Source organism: Pseudomonas sp. AC211, assembly GCF_979258055.1.
The window spans coordinates 443,907-461,479 of the sequence record NZ_OZ409830.1 but is presented as its reverse complement, the minus strand read 5'-3'; the positions used below and the strand labels follow the sequence as shown (position 1 = coordinate 461,479).

General features: G+C 59.8%; 14 protein-coding genes and 1 pseudogene. 7 read left to right on the top strand and 8 right to left on the bottom strand.

Features of this window, described 5'->3' with window-relative positions; all coding sequences use genetic code 11:
• Positions 1-10 precede the first annotated feature (10 nt).
• The 3 genes and pseudogenes from dnaJ to grpE all read right to left on the bottom strand — a co-directional run bounded on the left by dnaJ (position 11) and on the right by grpE (position 3,914).
• A pseudogene (gene dnaJ, locus ACZZZP_RS02275) lies at positions 11-1,144 on the bottom strand (molecular chaperone DnaJ).
• Between the two features lie 123 nt (positions 1,145-1,267).
• Entirely contained in the window at positions 1,268-3,184 is a 1,917-nt protein-coding gene (gene dnaK, locus ACZZZP_RS02270; RefSeq protein WP_122493075.1) for a molecular chaperone DnaK, read from the bottom strand.
• A gap of 100 nt (positions 3,185-3,284) precedes the next feature.
• A complete protein-coding gene (gene grpE / locus ACZZZP_RS02265; RefSeq protein WP_277342729.1) occupies positions 3,285-3,914 on the bottom strand; it encodes a nucleotide exchange factor GrpE in 630 nt (209 codons plus the stop codon).
• Positions 3,915-4,050: 136 nt separating this feature from the next.
• Between grpE and recN the strand changes: the two genes are divergently transcribed.
• Positions 4,051-5,730, top strand: coding sequence for a DNA repair protein RecN (recN, locus tag ACZZZP_RS02260; RefSeq protein ID WP_463381669.1), 1,680 nt, complete (start codon positions 4,051-4,053; stop codon positions 5,728-5,730).
• Positions 5,731-6,072: 342 nt separating this feature from the next.
• On the opposite strand, the gene fur is transcribed toward recN, so the two are convergent.
• Positions 6,073-6,477 carry a ferric iron uptake transcriptional regulator gene (gene fur / locus ACZZZP_RS02255; RefSeq protein WP_122454032.1) on the bottom strand — a complete coding sequence of 135 codons (405 nt, stop codon included), beginning with the start codon at positions 6,475-6,477 and terminating at the stop codon, positions 6,073-6,075.
• A 97-nt stretch (positions 6,478-6,574) separates the two neighbouring features.
• Here fur and ACZZZP_RS02250 point away from each other — a divergent pair, with 97 nt between their 5' ends.
• Positions 6,575-7,093, top strand: coding sequence for an outer membrane protein assembly factor BamE (locus ACZZZP_RS02250; protein WP_122493078.1), 519 nt, complete (start codon positions 6,575-6,577; stop codon positions 7,091-7,093).
• A 114-nt stretch (positions 7,094-7,207) separates the two neighbouring features.
• On the opposite strand, the gene ACZZZP_RS02245 is transcribed toward ACZZZP_RS02250, so the two are convergent.
• The 3 genes from ACZZZP_RS02245 to ACZZZP_RS02235 are packed head-to-tail and all read right to left on the bottom strand — an operon-like array spanning position 7,208 to position 9,351.
• Positions 7,208-7,513, bottom strand: a complete 306-nt coding sequence (locus tag ACZZZP_RS02245) for an RnfH family protein (protein ID WP_122493079.1) — start codon at positions 7,511-7,513, stop codon at positions 7,208-7,210.
• A complete protein-coding gene (locus tag ACZZZP_RS02240) occupies positions 7,506-7,940 on the bottom strand; it encodes a type II toxin-antitoxin system RatA family toxin (protein WP_122493080.1) in 435 nt (144 codons plus the stop codon). The genes ACZZZP_RS02245 and ACZZZP_RS02240 overlap by 8 nt, the downstream gene beginning before the upstream one ends.
• Positions 7,941-7,947: 7 nt before the next feature.
• Entirely contained in the window at positions 7,948-9,351 is a 1,404-nt protein-coding gene (locus tag ACZZZP_RS02235) for a sodium-dependent transporter (RefSeq protein WP_463381668.1), read from the bottom strand.
• A 176-nt stretch (positions 9,352-9,527) separates the two neighbouring features.
• Between ACZZZP_RS02235 and smpB the strand changes: the two genes are divergently transcribed.
• Entirely contained in the window at positions 9,528-10,010 is a 483-nt protein-coding gene (gene smpB, locus ACZZZP_RS02230) for an SsrA-binding protein SmpB (protein ID WP_122493082.1), read from the top strand.
• Between the two features lie 107 nt (positions 10,011-10,117).
• Here the strand turns inward: smpB and ACZZZP_RS02225 are convergent, their stop codons facing one another.
• Positions 10,118-10,885 carry an FCD domain-containing protein gene (locus tag ACZZZP_RS02225; RefSeq protein WP_463381667.1) on the bottom strand — a complete coding sequence of 256 codons (768 nt, stop codon included), beginning with the start codon at positions 10,883-10,885 and terminating at the stop codon, positions 10,118-10,120.
• A gap of 310 nt (positions 10,886-11,195) precedes the next feature.
• Here ACZZZP_RS02225 and ACZZZP_RS02220 point away from each other — a divergent pair, with 310 nt between their 5' ends.
• The 4 genes from ACZZZP_RS02220 (at position 11,196) to ACZZZP_RS02205 (ending at position 17,553) form a co-directional block, all read left to right on the top strand.
• Positions 11,196-12,887: a lactate permease LctP family transporter gene (locus tag ACZZZP_RS02220; protein ID WP_463381666.1), complete on the top strand. Its 1,692-nt coding sequence runs from the start codon at positions 11,196-11,198 to the stop codon at positions 12,885-12,887.
• 93 nt (positions 12,888-12,980) lie between these two features.
• Positions 12,981-14,150: an FMN-dependent L-lactate dehydrogenase LldD gene (lldD, locus tag ACZZZP_RS02215; RefSeq protein WP_122493085.1), complete on the top strand. Its 1,170-nt coding sequence runs from the start codon at positions 12,981-12,983 to the stop codon at positions 14,148-14,150.
• Between the two features lie 27 nt (positions 14,151-14,177).
• Entirely contained in the window at positions 14,178-16,994 is a 2,817-nt protein-coding gene (locus tag ACZZZP_RS02210; protein ID WP_463381665.1) for an FAD-binding and (Fe-S)-binding domain-containing protein, read from the top strand.
• A 250-nt stretch (positions 16,995-17,244) separates the two neighbouring features.
• Positions 17,245-17,553 carry a hypothetical protein gene (locus ACZZZP_RS02205; protein WP_122493087.1) on the top strand — a complete coding sequence of 103 codons (309 nt, stop codon included), beginning with the start codon at positions 17,245-17,247 and terminating at the stop codon, positions 17,551-17,553.
• Positions 17,554-17,573 lie beyond the last annotated feature (20 nt).

Sequence of the window (17,573 nt, the reverse complement as noted above, 5' to 3'; positions counted from 1 at the left end):
CCAGCTCCGTTTACACGTCGCCGAAGAAACGCTTCACGCCTTCAAACCAACCGCTCGCCTTGGGCGAATGGCTGTCGTCGGTGGCAAGCGATTTGCGGAATTCCTCCAGCAACTCGCGCTGACGTTTGTCCAGATTCACCGGCGTTTCCACCGCAACCCGGCACATCAAGTCCCCAGCACCACCACCTCGAACCGGTGCAACGCCCTTGCCGCGCAGACGGAACAGCTTGCCGGTTTGCGTACCTTCCGGAATCTTCAACTTCACGCGACCATCAAGGGTCGGCACTTCCAGTTCGCCACCCAGCGCCGCGTCGGCAAAGCTGATTGGCACGTCGCAGTACAGGTGCTTGCCGTCACGCTGGAAAATCGCGTGCTCGCGCACATTCACCACGACATACAGGTCGCCAGCCGGCCCGCCCATAGCGCCCGCCTCCACCTTCGCCAGACAGGCGAATGCGGTCGCCAGTGTCCACGCCCGGCGGCACTTTAACCGACAAGGTTTTGTGTTCTTCAACACGACCATGACCATGGCAGGTGCCGCACGGGTCAGCGATCATCTTGCCGTTACCATGGCAACGCGGGCAGGTTTGCTGCACCGAGAAGAAGCCCTGCTGCATGCGCACCTGACCAATACCGCCACAGGTCGTACAGGTAACCGGACTGGTGCCTTCTTGGCACCCGAACCATCGCAGGTTTTGCAGTTGACCAGCGTCGGCACGCGAATGGTGACGGTAGTGCCGCGTACGGCTTCTTCCAGATCGAGTTCCAGGGTGTAGCGCAAATCGCTGCCGCGCTGCGCACCGCCGCGCGAACCGCCACGGGCGCCGCCGAAGAAATCGCTGAATACGTCACCGAAGATATCGGAGAAGTTCGCGCCGCCAAAGCCGGCACCGCCAGCACCTGCGCCACCCATGCTCGGGTCGACGCCGGCGTGACCATACTGGTCAAACGCTGCGCGCTTGTTGGCGTCCGACAGCACTTCATAGGCCTCATTGGCCTCTTTAAAGCGCTCCTCAGCCTCTTTATCGCCAGGGTTGCGGTCCGGGTGGTGCTTCATCGCCAGGCGTCGGTAAGCCTTTTTCAGCTCGGCTTCGCTCGCGCCACGCTCAACACCCAACACTTCGTAAAAGTCACGCTTAGCCATAATTCTTCAACACTCTTAAATCGGCTTCTCCAGACACGCCAACGCGGGAGCAAGCTCCCGCGTGGCGGATAACGCCCGGCCAACTGGTGAGTTGGCCGGGCTGGAGAGCAAGCAAATGGACGCTTACTTGTTTTCCTTGACCTCTTCAAACTCGGCGTCGACTACATCGTCAGCGCCGCCTTTGGCTTCTTCCTGGCCAGGTGCCGCTTCGCCAGCCTGAGGCTGCTCGGCGTACATTTTCTGAGCCAGCGGAGCGGTCGCTTCGGAGAGCGCAGCCACTTTGGCGTCGATGGTTTCCTTGCTGTCGCCTTTGATCGCGACTTCAAGTTCACCCAGCGCCTTTTCAATCGCAGCCTTCTCATCCGCAGTGGCTTTGTCGCCCGCTTCGGTGATCATCTTACGGGTGGCGTGAACCAATGCGTCGCCTTGGTTACGAGCACCAGCCAGCTCTTCAAACTTGCGATCTTCCTCGGCATTGGCCTCGGCATCACGCACCATTTGTTCGATTTCTTCCTCGGACAGACCGGAGTTGGCCTTGATCACGATGGACTGCTGCTTGCCAGTGGCCTTGTCTTTCGCCGACACGTGCAGGATGCCGTTGGCGTCGATATCGAACGTCACTTCAATTTGCGGCACGCCACGCGGTGCTGGCGGAATCTCGGCCAGGTCGAACTTGCCCAGCGACTTGTTCTGCGCGGCTTGCTTACGCTCGCCCTGCAGCACGTGAATGGTCACTGCGCCCTGATTGTCGTCAGCGGTCGAGAACACTTGAGATTTCTTGGTAGGAATCGTGGTGTTTTTCTCGATCAGCGCGGTCATCACGCCGCCCATAGTTTCGATACCCAGGGTCAGCGGGCTAACGTCAAGCAGCAACACGTCTTTCACGTCGCCAGCCAACACGGCGCCTTGAATCGCAGCACCCATGGCCACGGCTTCGTCCGGGTTGACGTCTTTACGCGCTTCTTTACCGAAGAAATCGGTAACCAGCTTCTGCACCAGCGGCATACGGGTTTGACCACCGACGAGAATCACGTCGTGGATCGCGCCGACGTCGATACCGGCGTCTTTCAACGCAATACGGCAAGGCTCGATGGTGCGCTGCACCAGGTCTTCAACCAGCGACTCCAGCTTGGCGCGCGAAATCTTCACGTTCAAGTGCTTAGGACCGCTAGCGTCTGCAGTGATGTACGGCAGGTTGACGTCAGTCTGCTGAGCGGACGACAGCTCGATCTTGGCTTTTTCAGCAGCTTCTTTCAGACGCTGCATGGCCAGCGGATCACCTTTGAGGTTGATGCCGCTTTCTTTCTTGAATTCGTCAACGAGGTAGTCGATCAGACGAATATCGAAGTCTTCACCACCCAGGAAAGTGTCGCCGTTAGTGGCCAACACTTCGAACTGGTGCTCGCCGTCGACTTCGGCAATTTCGATTACCGAGATATCGAAGGTACCCCCACCCAGGTCGTAAACGATCACAGTGTGATCGCCCTTAGCCTTGTCCATACCGTAAGCCAGAGCGGCTGCGGTTGGTTCGTTGATGATGCGCTTAACTTCCAGACCAGCAATGCGGCCGGCGTCTTTGGTGGCCTGGCGCTGGCTGTCGTTGAAGTAGGCCGGAACGGTGATTACCGCTTCGGTCACTGGCTCGCCGAGGTAGTCTTCGGCGGTTTTCTTCATTTTCTTCAGCACTTCGGCGGAAATCTGTGGCGGTGCCATCTTCTGGCCTTTCACTTCTACCCAAGCGTCGCCGTTGTCAGCTTTGACAATTTTGTACGGCACCATCTCGATGTCTTTCTGTACGACGTTTTCTTCAAAACGACGACCGATCAGACGCTTCACCGCATACAAGGTGTTGTGCGGGTTGGTGACTGCCTGACGCTTGGCCGACTGACCAACAAGGATTTCGCCGTCGTTGGTGTAAGCAATGATCGAAGGAGTGGTACGCGCGCCCTCGGCGTTTTCCAACACCTTGACGCTGCCGTTTTCGAGGATCGAGACGCAGGAGTTGGTGGTCCCCAGGTCGATACCGATAATTCTGCCCATGTTTGCTCTCCTGAAACTGAATTTGGTTGCCGCAGCAGTGGTGGCTAACTGCGGTAGCACTTAAACGCTTGACTGATAAATGGGGGCCTTACGGCGAATTTCAAGCCTGCTCGTCAATCGAAGGTTGCGGCTCGGCTGGCGCCTTGCTGACCACCACCATCGCGGGGCGCAGCAAACGGCCATTGAGCAGATAACCTTTCTGGAACACTTTGAGCACGCTATTGGGCTCAACGTTGGTGGCCTCTTGCATTGCCATCGCCTGATGATGCTCGGCGTTGAACGGCGCGCCGTGCGGGTCAATGGCTTCGAGGTTGTAACGCTTGAGCGTGTCCTGGAACAGCTTGAGCGTCAGCTCGATGCCCTCACGTACAGGCTTGATCGCCTCGTCGTTGGGGTTGGACAGTTCAAGGCCACGCTCAAGGCTGTCGACAACCGGCAGCAGGTCGTTGGCGAATTTTTCCAGCGCAAACTTGTGCGCCTTTTCAATATCCTGCTCGGCGCGGCGGCGCACGTTCTGCATGTCAGCCGCAACGCGCAACGCTTGGTCTTGAGCAGCAGCGAGCTGCTCTTCCAACGTTTGCACGCGGGCCGCCAGGTCTTCGCCCACTGCCGACTCGGCAGCATTTTCAATGTCTGGATTCTGGGCGTTCTGGGTCTGTTCGTCGGCCATGCGGTTCTCCTCTTTATATCGCTTGCCTGCTCGGGCTAAACCGTTCCGAGCGGTGAGTATTCACGTCGCGAGCCTCAACTCACGGTTCTGCCGCTTATATGGGGCCACAATCTGACGATTCAAGAGCAGGAGAGGATTGTCAGGCATAAAACAAACACTGTATAAATAACCAGACTTTATGCCTGGAGCCTCCGCCATGCTGGTACATCTTTCCGTACACAACTACGCCATCGTCGAGCACCTCGACCTCGAGCTGAATGGCGGAATGAGCGTGATCACCGGCGAAACCGGCGCCGGCAAATCCATCATGCTCGACGCCCTCGGCCTCACGCTCGGCGACCGCGCAGACAGCGGCGTGGTGCGCCCCGGCGCCGATAAAGCCGACATTCTCGCCAGCTTCGATCTCGCCGACATTCCCGAAGCCAAGGCCTGGCTGGCCGAGCGCGACCTGGACAATGACGGCCCGTGCATCCTGCGCCGCGTTATCACTGCCGAAGGCCGGTCACGCGGTTACATCAACGGCTCGCCGTGCCCGCAAGGCGACCTGAAAGCCATCGGTGAATTGCTCATCGATATCCACAACCAGCACGAACACCAATCCCTGCTAAAGCCGGAAACACACCGCCGCCTGCTGGATGAATTCGCCGGTAGCCAGGAGCTGGCGCGCCAGGTGCAACTAGCTGCGCAGCGCTGGAAACAAACTCGAAACGAGCTGGAGCGACTGTCCAGCGCCAGCGATGAGCAACGCGCGCGCCATCAGTTGCTCAGCTATCAGCTAGAGGAACTGGACAACCTGGGCCTCGGCGAAAATGAGTTGGAACAGCTTGAGCAGGAACACAAAACCCTGACAAATGCGGAGGGCCTTCTGAGCGCCTGCCGGCTGGTCATTGAGCAATGCAGCGAAAATGACGGTGGCAACGTGCTGTCTGCGCTGACCGGCAGCGTGAGCCGCCTGAGCAATTTCCGCAGCCAACCGGGCTCGCTGGGTGAAGCGGTAAACCTGCTCGCCAGCGCGCAGATTCAAGTGGAAGAAGCGGTTGGCGAACTGAATCGCTTCCTTGACCACTTCGACGCCGACCCCGAGCGTCTCCAGCTCTTGGAAGAACGCCTCGATACTATTTATACCTTGGCGCGCAAGCACCGCATTCTGCCCAGCGAACTGGCGAACCTGCAGCAGCAGTTGTTCGAGGAGCTGGAAAGCCTCAATGCAGACGACCAAGCCACCGAGCGACTCGCCGAAGAGCTGACGGCGTTCGCACGTCATTACCAGGAAAAAGCTGAAGAACTCAGCGCCCTTCGCCACGGCGCCGCCAGCAACCTGGCCCGCGCCGTCGAGGTAGAAATGCAGCGCCTGGGCATGCCCGGCGGACGTTTCACCATCGAACTGCACAACACCAACAGCACTGACCCGCACCCGCAAGGACTGGAACAGGTGGAGTTCTTGGTCAGCGCCAACCCAGGCCAGCCGCTTAAAGCGCTGGCGAAGGTCGCCTCTGGCGGCGAGCTGTCGCGGATCAGCCTGGCGATTCAGGTAATCACGGCCCAGACCTCGCGCGTACCCACGCTGGTATTTGACGAAGTGGACGTCGGCATTGGTGGCCCAACGGCCGAAGTGGTCGGCCAATTGCTACGCCGGCTTGGTGAACGAGGGCAGGTGCTGACCGTGACGCACCTTCCACAAGTGGCCGCGCAAGGGCATCAACATTTGTTCGTACACAAGGCGCGCGGTGATGGCGAAACCCACACGGCCGTGGCAACCCTCGACAGCGCCGGTCGCGTTGAAGAGGTGGCGCGGATGTTGGGCGGCGTGGATCTCACGGAAGAATCTCTGGCCCATGCGAAGAAAATGGTCAGCAGCGCTGCAGCCAACGCTTAAAAACGGCCGCCATAAAAAACGCCGCGCTCTTTCGAGACGCGGCGTTTTTATTTCGTGAGTCTAAAACGTGGATTGGGGCTTCTGGGCTAGAGCCAGGCAAGGCGAGCGACGGCAGAAAAACGCAGCGTACTCAAGTACGTGAGCATTTTATGGTGGCGCTCAACGCAGCATGGCCGACCACCAGAAGATTCCAATTTTATTGCGTATCTAAAAACGTGGATTGGGGCTTCTGGGCTAGAGCCAGGCAAGGCGAGCGACGGCAGAAAAGCGCAGCGTACTCAAGTACGTGAGCATTTTATGGCGGCGCTCAACGCAGCATGGCCGACGACCAGAAGATTCCAATCAACGTTTTTTGCGGACGTAGAGAACCAGGTTGTGATCCACCAGTTCGAAACCATGCTCACGCACGATTTCCTTCTGGCGCTTCTCGATTTCCGCATCGAAGAACTCGATCACTTCGCCGGAATCGACGCAGACCATGTGGTCGTGGTGACCGCCATCTGCCAGTTCGAATACGGCATGACCGCCATCGAAGTTATGACGCACCACGAGACCAGCAGCTTCGAACTGTGTCAGAACACGGTAGACCGTGGCCAAACCCACATCCTCGCCAGCCTCCATCAGTGCCTTGTAGACATCTTCCGCACTCATATGGCGCTGCTCTGCAGAGTCGAGCATCTGCAGAATCTTGACCCGCGGCAGGGTCACTTTCAGGCCAGCTTTACGTAGTTCGCTATTTTCTACCATGGTCAGCTTTCTCGTGGTTGCTGCTTCGCAGCTCCCTTCAATGCAGGTATGATCGGTGGCCAAATTGCCCAGCCAAGATAGTGGAAGTCTCCCACCGATGCAAAACACCAAGCTCTTGCTGACTAGCCTCACCGTTGTGGGCCTACTCGCACTCGCCGGCTGTTCATTCCCCGGGGTTTATAAAATCGACATCCAGCAGGGCAATGTCGTGACGCAGGACATGATAGACCAGTTGAAGCCTGGAATGACCAGACGCCAAGTGCGGTTTATCATGGGCAACCCGATGATTACCGACACCTTCCACGCCAACCGCTGGGACTACCTCTACAGCATCCAGCCCGGTGGCCGTCAGCGCTTGCAAGAACGCGTGAGCATCCTCTTCGACGCCAATGACCAACTGGCAGGCTTGTCCGGTGACTTCATGCCAGGCGTGAGCCGCGACCAGGAAATTCTCGGCCCGGATGACGCCCCGGCCGCAGCGCCGAAAGCGGAAGAAAAAACCAAGCCCGAAGAGCCCGCCAAGCCTGGCTCGCTGCTTGAGAAAATCCAGAAAGACGTCGACGTCGAGACCGTACCGGTTCCAACGCCAACTCCGCTGGAAACCTCGCCTCAGTAATCCTTTACTGGCGACACAAAAAAGCCCGGACCAGTCCGGGCTTTTTGTTGCCTGAAATTCGTAAACCAAGCGCTGTGGGCAGTGGGACGATTCGCTACCACGCCAAGAACAAAGCTACTGCCGCTTTGCCGCCGCCTTCGCTGCGCGCAGCTTGCGCACCTCTTTCGGATCAGCCAGCAAGGAGCGGTAAATTTCTACCCGATCCCCGTCTTCCAACACACGCGCTTGTGGATCAGCCAGCGCCTTGCCGAAGATTCCGAGCGGGCAGGTTTGCGGATCCAGTTCGGCAAACGTTGCCGTCAGGCCGCACCGCTCTACGGCTTGCCGCGCCGTCGTACCCGCCGGCACCTGCAACGGCAACAGGTGCTGCTCATCGGCCAAGGCATACACCACTTCAACCGTAATCAGCGCTTCAGCCATACAACTCTTTAGCCCGCTGGCAGAACGCATCCACCAAGGTGTTAGCAGCCTGGTTGAACAGCGGCCCCAAGGTGGCACGCACCAATTGGCCGGAATACTCGAAGGAAAGGTCCAAGCTGATTTTGCAGGCCTTGTCGGTCAGCGCCTTGAACTGCCAGACGCCATGCAATTCAGTGAACGGCCCCTCTTCCAGATTCATCTCGATGCTTTGGCCATTGACCAGCGTATTGCGCGTAACGAAGCGCTGGCTCAATCCACCTTTGGCCACTTCCAGACTCGCGCGCATCAAGGTGTCGGTCTCCTCGATCACGGTGGTCGAGGCGCACCAGGGTAGGAAGTCCGGGTAACTCGCCACGTCATTAACCAGGTCGAATAGCGCCTGGGCCGGATACGGCAGTAAAGCGGAGCGTTGAATATGGGTGGTCATGCAAATCTCACTTAAATAACTGCGTAGCGAACACGATGAGGATACCCAGCGGCGCGACATAACGCATAAGGAAGAAGGTAATGGCGAACAAGCGAGGATTGCGCATCGCCAGTTCATCACGGACCGCCTCGCGTCCCATGATCCAGCCGGCGAACACCACGAAGGTCAAGGCGCCGAGCGGCAGCATGATGCGTGAGGTGAAAAAGTCGATGACGCCGAACAGGTCGAGTCCGCCGGCAGCACCCCACTGATAAAGCCGGAAACCTTCGCCCTCACTAACAAAGAACTTGGCCTCTTTCCAGATGTTGAACGAAAACACCGTACCGAGCCCAACGAACCAGCAACTGAAGGCCAGCGCCGAGGTGATCTTGGCGCGACTGAAACGGGTGCGCTCAACCAGATACGCCACCATCGGCTCCAGCAGCGAAATCGCCGAGCTCCAGGCGGCAACCGTCACCAGCACAAAAAACACCACGCCGATCACCTGCCCGAACGCCACGTTGCCAAATGCCAGCGGCAAGGTCACGAACATCAGCCCCGGCCCCTCGCCCGCGTTCAAACCGGCGGCGAACACAATCGGGAACAAGGCCAAACCGGCGATCAGCGACACGAAGGTGTCCAGCAACGCGACACCCACTACCGTGCCGGTGATGGACGTTTGCTTGGGCATGTACGCCCCATACACCAGGATGGCGCCGATCCCCACGCTCAACGAGAAAAACGCGTGCCCCATAGCTGGCAGCAAACCATCCATGAGTTTCGAAGGGTCGAGGTGGAACATAAACCGCACGCCCTCCATGAAATGGCCGGTGGTCAGGCTGTAGCCGAGCAAAATCAGCAGCAGCACAAACAACAGCGGCATCATTACCCGCAAGCTGCGCTCCAGCCCTTCGACCACGCCGCGAGCGATCACCACAGCTGACAACAGCATGAAGGCAGAGTGCCAAAGGATCAGCCGCCAGGGGTCAGCAACCATGTCGGCAAAATAGCGCGAGGCTTGTTCGCCCTCGATGTTCTGAAATTTCCCCCAGCCAACGCCGAGGATGTAGTCCAAAGCCCAGCCGCCTACCACGCTATAAAAGGAAAGAATCAACAGGGCAGTGACCATTCCGGCGAACGCTGCCCACGACCATTTACCCGCATGGGCGGTGTGAGCGGCGAGCGCTCGCAGGGCGTTGGCAGGGCTCAAGCGGGAGCGGCGACCAATCAAGGTCTCCGCCACCATCACCGGCACACCCAGCAGCGCGATGCACAGCAAAAACATCAACACGAACGCGCCACCGCCATACACGCCGGTCATGTACGGGAATTTCCAGATACTGCCCAGCCCTACCGCCGAGCCGGTTGCGGCGAAAATAAATACCCAGCGGCTGGCCCACGAGCCGTGAACCGAAACCTTGTCGCCTGCCATAAAAAACCTGCCGGTTGATGCGGCCCAAGGGAGGCCGAAAAGAAGAGGCGCGCATTGTCCGAGATTCACCCCTGCCCCTCAAGGGCACGCGCCGTGATGGCAACACGAGCAGCCTTAGCGTAGCGGCTGCGTAAACTGTCGCCAGCAGCAAGACTGTTGCTTATAATGCCGCGCCTATGGCCAAGCAAAAAAAACACCCTCAGGGCACCATCGCCCAAAACAAGAAAGCCCGTCACGACTACTTCATCGAACATAAATTCGAAGCAGGTCTGGTGCTCGCTGGCTGGGAAGTCAAAAGCCTGCGCGCCGGTAAAGCGCAGTTAGTCGACAGCTACGTACTGCTGAAAAACGACGAAGCCTGGCTCATCGGCGCGCACATCGCGCCACTGACTGCGGCCAGCACCCACGTTATTGCCGACCCGGTCCGCACCCGCAAATTGCTGCTTAACAAGCGCGAAATCGAGAAGCTCACTTCTTCAGTGCAGCAGAAAGGTTATGCCTGCGTGGCGCTGTCGATTTACTGGAAAGCGCACCTGATCAAGTGCGAAATCGGCTTGGGCAAAGGTAAGAAGGAATACGACAAACGCCACACCGAGCGTGAGCGCGATTCCGACCGCGAGCTGCAACGCGCCGTCCGCACCAAAGGCAAGGACGACTAACACCGCCCAACCTGCTGCATCCAAAAGCATCGCGGCTGAAGCGCTCCTACGACTCGCGCACTCTGTAGGAGCGGCTTTAGCCGCGATGCTTTTTTGCTTCAGCGCGTTTAAAACCCCTGCCGCCGCTCCGCCCGCGCCACGCGCTGCGCCTCTTGCAGCCCTTCGGCCAGCACTTCTTGCACGTAGTGAATATGGCGATTGGAAACTTCCCGCGCCTCTTCCGCGCGTCCGTCAATAATCGCTTGATACAGCTCGCCGTGCTGCTGCATAAGCATTTTGCGCGTCTCGCTACGCAGGGCGTACATGCCGCCGATGTTGGTCACCACGTTGCGCTTAAGAAGGTCGAACAGCCCGCGAATGGTGTGGAGCAAAACGGCATTGTGGCTGGCTTCGGCAATGGCCAGATGAAAGCGCGCATCCGCCGCGCCCTCTTCGGCGCGACTGACTTTACCTTCGCTGGCGTAGCACTGTTGCAGCGCTTCGAATGCCTCGCGCAGGCGCTGGTGGTCCAGTTCAGTGGCCCGTTGCGCCGCATAAAACGCGCACGAGCCTTCCAGGGTGTGGCGAAACTCCAACAAGTCGCGCTGAGCCTCGGGATTGCTCTCCAGCAGATGCAGCAGGGGATCACTGAAGGTCGAGCCCAGCGACTCCGCCACATAGTTACCGCCGCCCTGGCGACTGACTAAAAGCCCCTTGGCCGCCAGCTTCTGAATGGCTTCACGCAACGAAGGGCGCGACACGCCGAACTGTTCCGCCAGCGCTCGCTCGGCCGGCAAACGCTCCCCTGCTTTGAGCGTGCCTTCCAAAATCATGCGCTCAAGCTGTGAAACGATATCGTCCGACAAGCGGCGCTGTTGAATATGACCGAACCCCATGCCTTTCTCCGCTACGCCCAATTTCAAATCGCGACCGTTCTAGCCTGCGCCTGAGACGCGTCGGCAGCAGCCTAACGACCGCGCCGTTCATCTCACAAGAATTACCTGACTCCGCCCACACCAAGACCAAAGTCGTATGTAGGCAAATTGACAGAGTCTGTGTAGGGCTTTTACCCTGAGCCGTCGGTTTTGTAAATTGGTATGACCACTTAACCGACACGCAAGTTGAGCACACCCATCCCGCCACAAGCGCCTGGACCGTGACCCAACACCCAGGCACACCCAACAATAATCAGGGAGCCAACCGACGATGCAAACCTGGCAACAGCTGTACACCCCATTGGGCAGTCTTGGGCTGTCCGCCCTGGCGGCTGTCGTACCGATCGTTTTCTTCTTCCTTGCGCTCGCCGTGTTCCGCCTCAAAGGCCACGTGGCGGGCAGCATCACCCTGGCGTTGTCGATCGTCATCGCCATCGTCGCCTTCCAGATGCCGGCGGACATGGCGTTTGCCGCCGCCGGCTACGGATTTATGTACGGCCTCTGGCCAATCGCGTGGATCATCGTCGCGGCGGTATTTCTCTACAAACTGACCGTGAAAAGCGGCCAGTTCGAAATCATCCGCAGCTCTGTGCTTTCCGTTACCGACGACCAACGCTTGCAGGTCTTGTTGATCGGTTTTGCTTTTGGCGCGTTCCTCGAAGGCGCGGCGGGCTTCGGCGCGCCAGTGGCGATTACCGCCGCGTTGCTGGTGGGCCTGGGTTTCAACCCGTTGTATGCGGCGGGCCTGTGCCTGATCGCCAACACCGCACCGGTGGCGTTCGGTGCGCTGGGTATTCCGATCATCGTCGCAGGCCAGGTGACCGGTATCGACGCCTTCAAGATCGGCGCCATGGCCGGCCGCCAGTTGCCGCTTCTGTCGATCATCGTGCCGTTCTGGCTGGTGGCGATGATGGATGGCTGGCGCGGCATCAAAGAAACCTGGCCGGCAGCATTGGTGGCAGGTCTGTCGTTTGCGATCACTCAGTACTTCACCTCGAACTTCATCGGCCCGGAACTGCCCGACATCACCTCCGCACTCGTCAGCCTGGTGTCGCTCACCTTGTTCCTGAAAGTGTGGCAGCCGCGTCGCAGCGCCAATGCGCAAATTGCCGGCGCTACGGGTGGCAGTGCAGTGGCGAGCGTGGGCGGTTTCGGCCAACCGCGTACGACCACCGCTTCGCCCTATAGCCTGGGTGAAATATTCAAAGCCTGGTCGCCCTTCCTGATTCTCACCGTGCTGGTGACCATCTGGACGCTGAAGCCGTTCAAGGCTCTGTTTGCGGCTGGCGGCGCGATGTACAGCACCGTGTTCAATTTCGCGATTCCGCACCTGGATCAGTTGGTGATCAAAACGGCGCCTATCGTGACCGCGCCAACGGCCATTCCGGCGATCTTTAAGCTCGATCCGATTTCAGCCACCGGCACGGCGATTTTCTTCTCAGCGCTCATCTCCATGCTGATCCTGAAAATCGATTTCAAAACTGGTCTGACCACTTTTAAAGAAACCCTGTACGAATTGCGCTGGCCGATCCTGTCCATCGGCATGGTGCTGGCCTTTGCCTTTGTCACCAACTACTCGGGCATGTCCTCGACCATGGCCTTGGTACTCGCTGGCACCGGCGCGGCCTTCCCGTTCTTCTCACCGTTCCTTGGCTGGCTGGGCGTGTTCCTGACCGGCTCGGATACCTCCTCCAATGCGCTCTTTAGCTCGTTGCAAGCCACCACCGCGCACCAGATCGGGGTGAACGACACCCTGTTGGTGGCCGCCAATACCAGCGGCGGCGTGACGGGCAAAATGATCTCGCCGCAGTCAATTGCCGTGGCCTGCGCCGCGACCGGCCTGGTGGGCAAGGAGTCGGATCTGTTCCGCTTCACCCTCAAGCACAGCCTGATCTTCGCCGCTTTTGTCGGCCTGATCACCCTGGCCCAGGCTTATTGGCTTACCGGCATGTTGGTGCATTAAACCCGCTGGCGCCGCCCCGCCGCTGCGGGTGTCGGCGCTGAACTGAACGAGGCGGCTCGCCGCTTCGGGTCTTTTTCCACACGGGACGACCCTATGATTATTTCCGCTTCTTCCGACTACCGGATCGCCGCCCAACGCAAGCTGCCGCCGTTTCTCTTTCATTACATCGACGGTGGCGCCTACGCCGAGTACACCTTGCGGCGCAACGTAGAGGACTTGGCCAGCATCGCCCTGCGCCAGCGCGTCCTGCGCAATATGTCCGAGCTGAGCCTGGAAACCCGGCTGTTCAACGAAACCTTGGCCATGCCCGTGGCGCTGTCACCTGTCGGCCTGACCGGCATGTACGCGCGCCGGGGCGAAGTGCAGGCCGCCAAAGCCGCCGCCGCAAAAGGTATTCCGTTCACCTTGTCGACCGTTTCGGTGTGCCCCATCGAAGAAGTAGCGCCCGCCATCGACCGCCCCATGTGGTTCCAGCTGTACGTGCTTAAAGACCGTGGCTTTATGAAAAACGCCCTGGAGCGCGCCAAGGCAGCCGGTGTGACCACGCTGGTATTCACCGTCGACATGCCAGTGCCTGGCGCCCGCTACCGCGACGCCCATTCCGGCATGAGCGGCGCCAACGCGCCGATGCGCCGCATGTTGCAAGCCATTACCCATCCGAGCTGGGCGTGGGATGTCGGCCTGCTTGGCCGCCCGCACGACCTTGGCAATATCTCCGCGTACCGAGGCAACCCCACCGGGCTGGCCGACTACATTGGCTGGCTGGGTGCCAACTTCGACCCGTCGATTTCGTGGAAAGACCTGGAATGGATCCGCGATTTCTGGGACGGCCCGATGGTGATCAAAGGCATCCTCGACCCAGAAGACGCCAAAGACGCGGTGAAATTTGGCGCCGATGGCATCGTCGTCTCCAACCACGGCGGCCGTCAGCTCGACGGCGTATTGTCGAGCGCCCGCGCCATGCCGGCCATCGCCGACGCCGTCAAAGGCGACCTGGCGATTCTGGCTGACTCCGGCATTCGCAACGGCCTCGACGTGGTGCGCATGATCGCCCTGGGCGCCGACACGGTCATGCTCGGCCGCGCGTTTATTTACGCCCTAGCCGCAGCGGGCGGCGCCGGTGTGACTAACCTGCTGGAGCTGATCGAAAAGGAAATACGCGTGGCCATGGTGCTGACGGGCGCCAAAACCATCGCCGACATCAACGCCGACTCACTGGTGCGCGAACTCGGCCAGCCCGTGATTGAGCAATTTCAGCAGTAACCCGCGCCATCGTTCAGGAGTTGCCCTTTGAGTTTGCCCACTGCTTTCCTCGCTGCCGTAGAACAGCTGATCCCGCGCGAACGGCGTTTTGACGATGCGCTGTCCACCTTGGCCTTCGGCACTGACGCCAGTTTTTATCGGCTGATTCCCAAGCTGGTCGTGCGCGTCGAAAGCGAAGACGAAGTGGTGCAACTGCTGCAATTGGCCCACGCCGAACAGGTGCCGGTCACCTTTCGCGCGGCGGGCACCAGCTTGTCGGGCCAAGCCATCAGCGACTCGGTATTGATCGTGCTGGGCGATAACTGGAATGGCCGTGAGATTCGTCAGAACGGTGCGCAGATTCGTCTGCAACCTGGCGTCATCGGCGCCCAGGCCAACGCCTGGCTAGCGCCGTTCGGGCGCAAGATCGGCCCGGATCCAGCCTCGATCAACGCCTGCAAGATTGGCGGTATCGTCGCCAACAACGCCAGTGGCATGTGCTGCGGCACGGCGCAAAACACCTACCACACGCTCGCTGGCATGCGCCTGGTACTGGCCGATGGCACACGCCTGGACAGCGAAGACCCGGCCAGCGTCGCCGCCTTTCATGGCACCCATGGCGCGCTGTTGGAGCAGCTCGCTGAACTGGGCCGTAACACCCGAGCGCACACCGAACTGGCAGCAAAAATTCGGCATAAATACCGCCTGAAAAACACCACCGGCTTGTCGCTCAATGCCTTGGTCGACTACGACCAACCGCTCGACATCCTCACTCACCTGCTGGTGGGCTCCGAAGGCACGCTCGGCTTTATCAGCGCCGTGACCTACGACACCGTTATCGATCACCCGCATAAAGCCTCGGCGCTGATCGTATTCACCGATGTAGAGAGCTGCTGCAACGCCGTGACCGTGCTGAAAAGCCAACCGGTTTCAGCGGTGGAACTGCTCGACCGACGCAGTCTGCGCTCGGTGGAAAACAAAGCCGGCATGCCGGCATTCGTTCGCGAATTGTCAGCGGGCGCGTGCGCGTTGCTAATCGAATCCCGCGCGGCCAGCGACAGTCTGCTGCACGAACAAATCGGCCTGATCATGGCCTCGCTCGCCGGCTTTCCGGTGGAAAAACAGGTCGACTTCAGCACCGATCCGTCGGTGTACAACCAGCTCTGGGCGATTCGCAAAGACACCTTCCCCGCCGTCGGTGCGGTGCGCGAGACCGGCACCACGGTGATCATTGAAGACGTGACCTTTCCGGTCGAACACCTGGCCACCGGCGTCAACCGCCTGATTGCCCTGTTCGACAAGCACCGCTACGACGAGGCGATCCTGTTCGGCCATGCGCTGGAGGGCAATTTGCACTTCGTCTTCACCCAGGCCTTCGACACGCCGGAAAAAGTGGCGCGCTATTCGGCGTTTATGGATGACGTGGCGCAACTGGTGGCGGTGGAATTTGGCGGGTCGCTGAAAGCCGAACACGGCACCGGGCGCAACATGGCGCCGTTCGTGGAATTGGAATGGGGAAGCGACGCGTATCAACTGATGTGGCAGCTCAAACGGCTGCTCGATCCGCGCGGCATTCTTAACCCGGACGTGGTGCTCAGCGAAGATCCGCAGGTGCACCTCAAGCACCTGAAACCGCTGCCGGCCGCCGACGAGATCGTCGACAAATGCATTGAGTGCGGCTTCTGCGAGCCGGTGTGCCCATCGAAGGGCCTGACGCTGAGTCCGCGCCAACGCATCGTGATCTGGCGCGACATTCAAGCCAAGCAACGGGCTGGCCTCGACACCACCGACCTGAAGCGCGACTTCCATTACCAAGGCATCGACACCTGCGCCGCCACCGGCCTCTGTGCGCAGCGCTGTCCGGTCGGGATCAACACCGGCGAGCTGGTGAAAAAACTCCGCGCGCAAAGCGCCGATCAGGGCAAAGCCGCCGACTGGCTGAGCAAGAATTTTCACACCGCCTTGCAAGGTGCGCGCTTCACCCTTCATGTCGCCAACGGCGCACGCATGCTGCTCGGCGCGCCGCGCCTGGCGAAGGTTTCGGCATGGTTTAGCAAGGCCTCGAAACAGCGCGTTCCGCAGTGGTCACCGGCCATGCCGCAACCCGAACGGGCGGTTCGCTTCACCCCGCCCGTAGAAGAAGCAAGGCCGCGCGTGGTGTACCTGGCAGCCTGTGTTTCCCGCGCCATGGGCCCCGCAGCGGCGGATCGTGAACAACAGTCGCTATTCGGCAAAACCCAAAGGTTGCTGGAAAAAGCCGGCTATCAAGTGGTGTTTCCGAGCAATCTGGACAACCTCTGCTGCGGCCAGCCCTTCGCCTCGAAAGGCTACAACGAGCAGGCAGACGCCAAACGCCAGGAACTGATCAACGCCCTGCTTGAAGCCAGCCGTGGCGGGCTCGACCCGATCTACTGCGACACCAGTCCGTGCACGCTTCGGCTGGTGCAGGACCTCGGCGAACCACGCCTGGACCTTTACGACCCCGTGCGCTTCATCCGCACCCACCTGCTCGACAAGCTGACATTCGTGCCCCAGGACGCGCCCATCGCCGTACACGTAACGTGCAGCACCCAACACCTCGGCGAAAGCCAGGCGCTGATCGACCTGGCGCGCCTGTGCAGCAAAAATGTGGTGGTGCCCGAAGGCATTCATTGCTGCGGTTTCGCTGGCGACAAAGGCTTCACCACGCCGCAGTTGAACGCCCACGCCTTGCGCAGTTTGAAAGACGCCGTGCAGCACTGCGACGAAGGCATTTCCACCAGCCGCACCTGTGAAATTGGCCTGAGCCAACATAGCGGCATCGACTACCACAGCCTGGTGTATCTGGTGGATAGGGTGACGCAGCCGCGGGTGCCGTCGGTGTAGGGCTGAGCGGTTGGGATTCGGTGCGAGCAGGACGGCATCAGTGCATCGGGCCGATCGCGGCTGAAGCCGCTCCTACAAAAGTCGGGTGAGAAAAGGCTGGAAAAAACACTGAACCGCTTCGTTTAGGTGAAAGTCCATCTGTATACGCCCGGTGATAAAGCGGGTTATGACAGTCTCGCCCCCTCACGGCTCCGCGAGCCCCAACCCGGGGTTCTGGACGAGAGCTGCAGCCACGAGAAGGAGATTCACCATGAAGCGCACCGCCTTGCTGTACCCAGCGGCACTACTGTCCGCGACTCTGATGGCATCACCTGTTTTCGCCGCCGACCTGTGCGAAGCCAACCTGCAGAAAATCCAGGACACCCTGACCACCAAGCAGGCCACGATGAGCGAGTCGCTGAAGACTCAAGTGATGGAACTGCAAACCTCCGCCAAGCAAGCGAAAGCCGCTGGCGATGAGAAGAAATGCGTGGAAGCCTCGGCCATGGCCGTGCAACGCCTCGAAGCGCCGAACACCGAAGGCAGCGGCGACAGCGGTGGCGGCAGCGGCGGTAGCTGATTGTCGGTTTTCGCGTAAAT

Bases quoted from the DNA above. Each gene is read 5' to 3' on its own strand.
- smpB (WP_122493082.1), top strand. From the start codon at position 9,528: ATGGCCAAGCAAAAAAAACACCCTCAGGGCACCATCGCCCAAAACAAG.
- ACZZZP_RS02225 (WP_463381667.1), bottom strand. From the start codon at position 10,885: ATGGGGTTCGGTCATATTCAACAGCGCCGCTTGTCGGACGATATCGTT.
- fur (WP_122454032.1), bottom strand. From the start codon at position 6,477: ATGGTAGAAAATAGCGAACTACGTAAAGCTGGCCTGAAAGTGACCCTG.
- recN (WP_463381669.1), top strand. From the start codon at position 4,051: ATGCTGGTACATCTTTCCGTACACAACTACGCCATCGTCGAGCACCTC.
- ACZZZP_RS02235 (WP_463381668.1), bottom strand. From the start codon at position 9,351: ATGGCAGGCGACAAGGTTTCGGTTCACGGCTCGTGGGCCAGCCGCTGG.
- ACZZZP_RS02245 (WP_122493079.1), bottom strand. From the start codon at position 7,513: ATGGCTGAAGCGCTGATTACGGTTGAAGTGGTGTATGCCTTGGCCGAT.
- dnaK (WP_122493075.1), bottom strand. From the start codon at position 3,184: ATGGGCAGAATTATCGGTATCGACCTGGGGACCACCAACTCCTGCGTC.
- lldD (WP_122493085.1), top strand. From the start codon at position 12,981: ATGATTATTTCCGCTTCTTCCGACTACCGGATCGCCGCCCAACGCAAG.
- ACZZZP_RS02250 (WP_122493078.1), top strand. From the start codon at position 6,575: ATGCAAAACACCAAGCTCTTGCTGACTAGCCTCACCGTTGTGGGCCTA.
- ACZZZP_RS02240 (WP_122493080.1), bottom strand. From the start codon at position 7,940: ATGACCACCCATATTCAACGCTCCGCTTTACTGCCGTATCCGGCCCAG.
- ACZZZP_RS02205 (WP_122493087.1), top strand. From the start codon at position 17,245: ATGAAGCGCACCGCCTTGCTGTACCCAGCGGCACTACTGTCCGCGACT.
- ACZZZP_RS02220 (WP_463381666.1), top strand. From the start codon at position 11,196: ATGCAAACCTGGCAACAGCTGTACACCCCATTGGGCAGTCTTGGGCTG.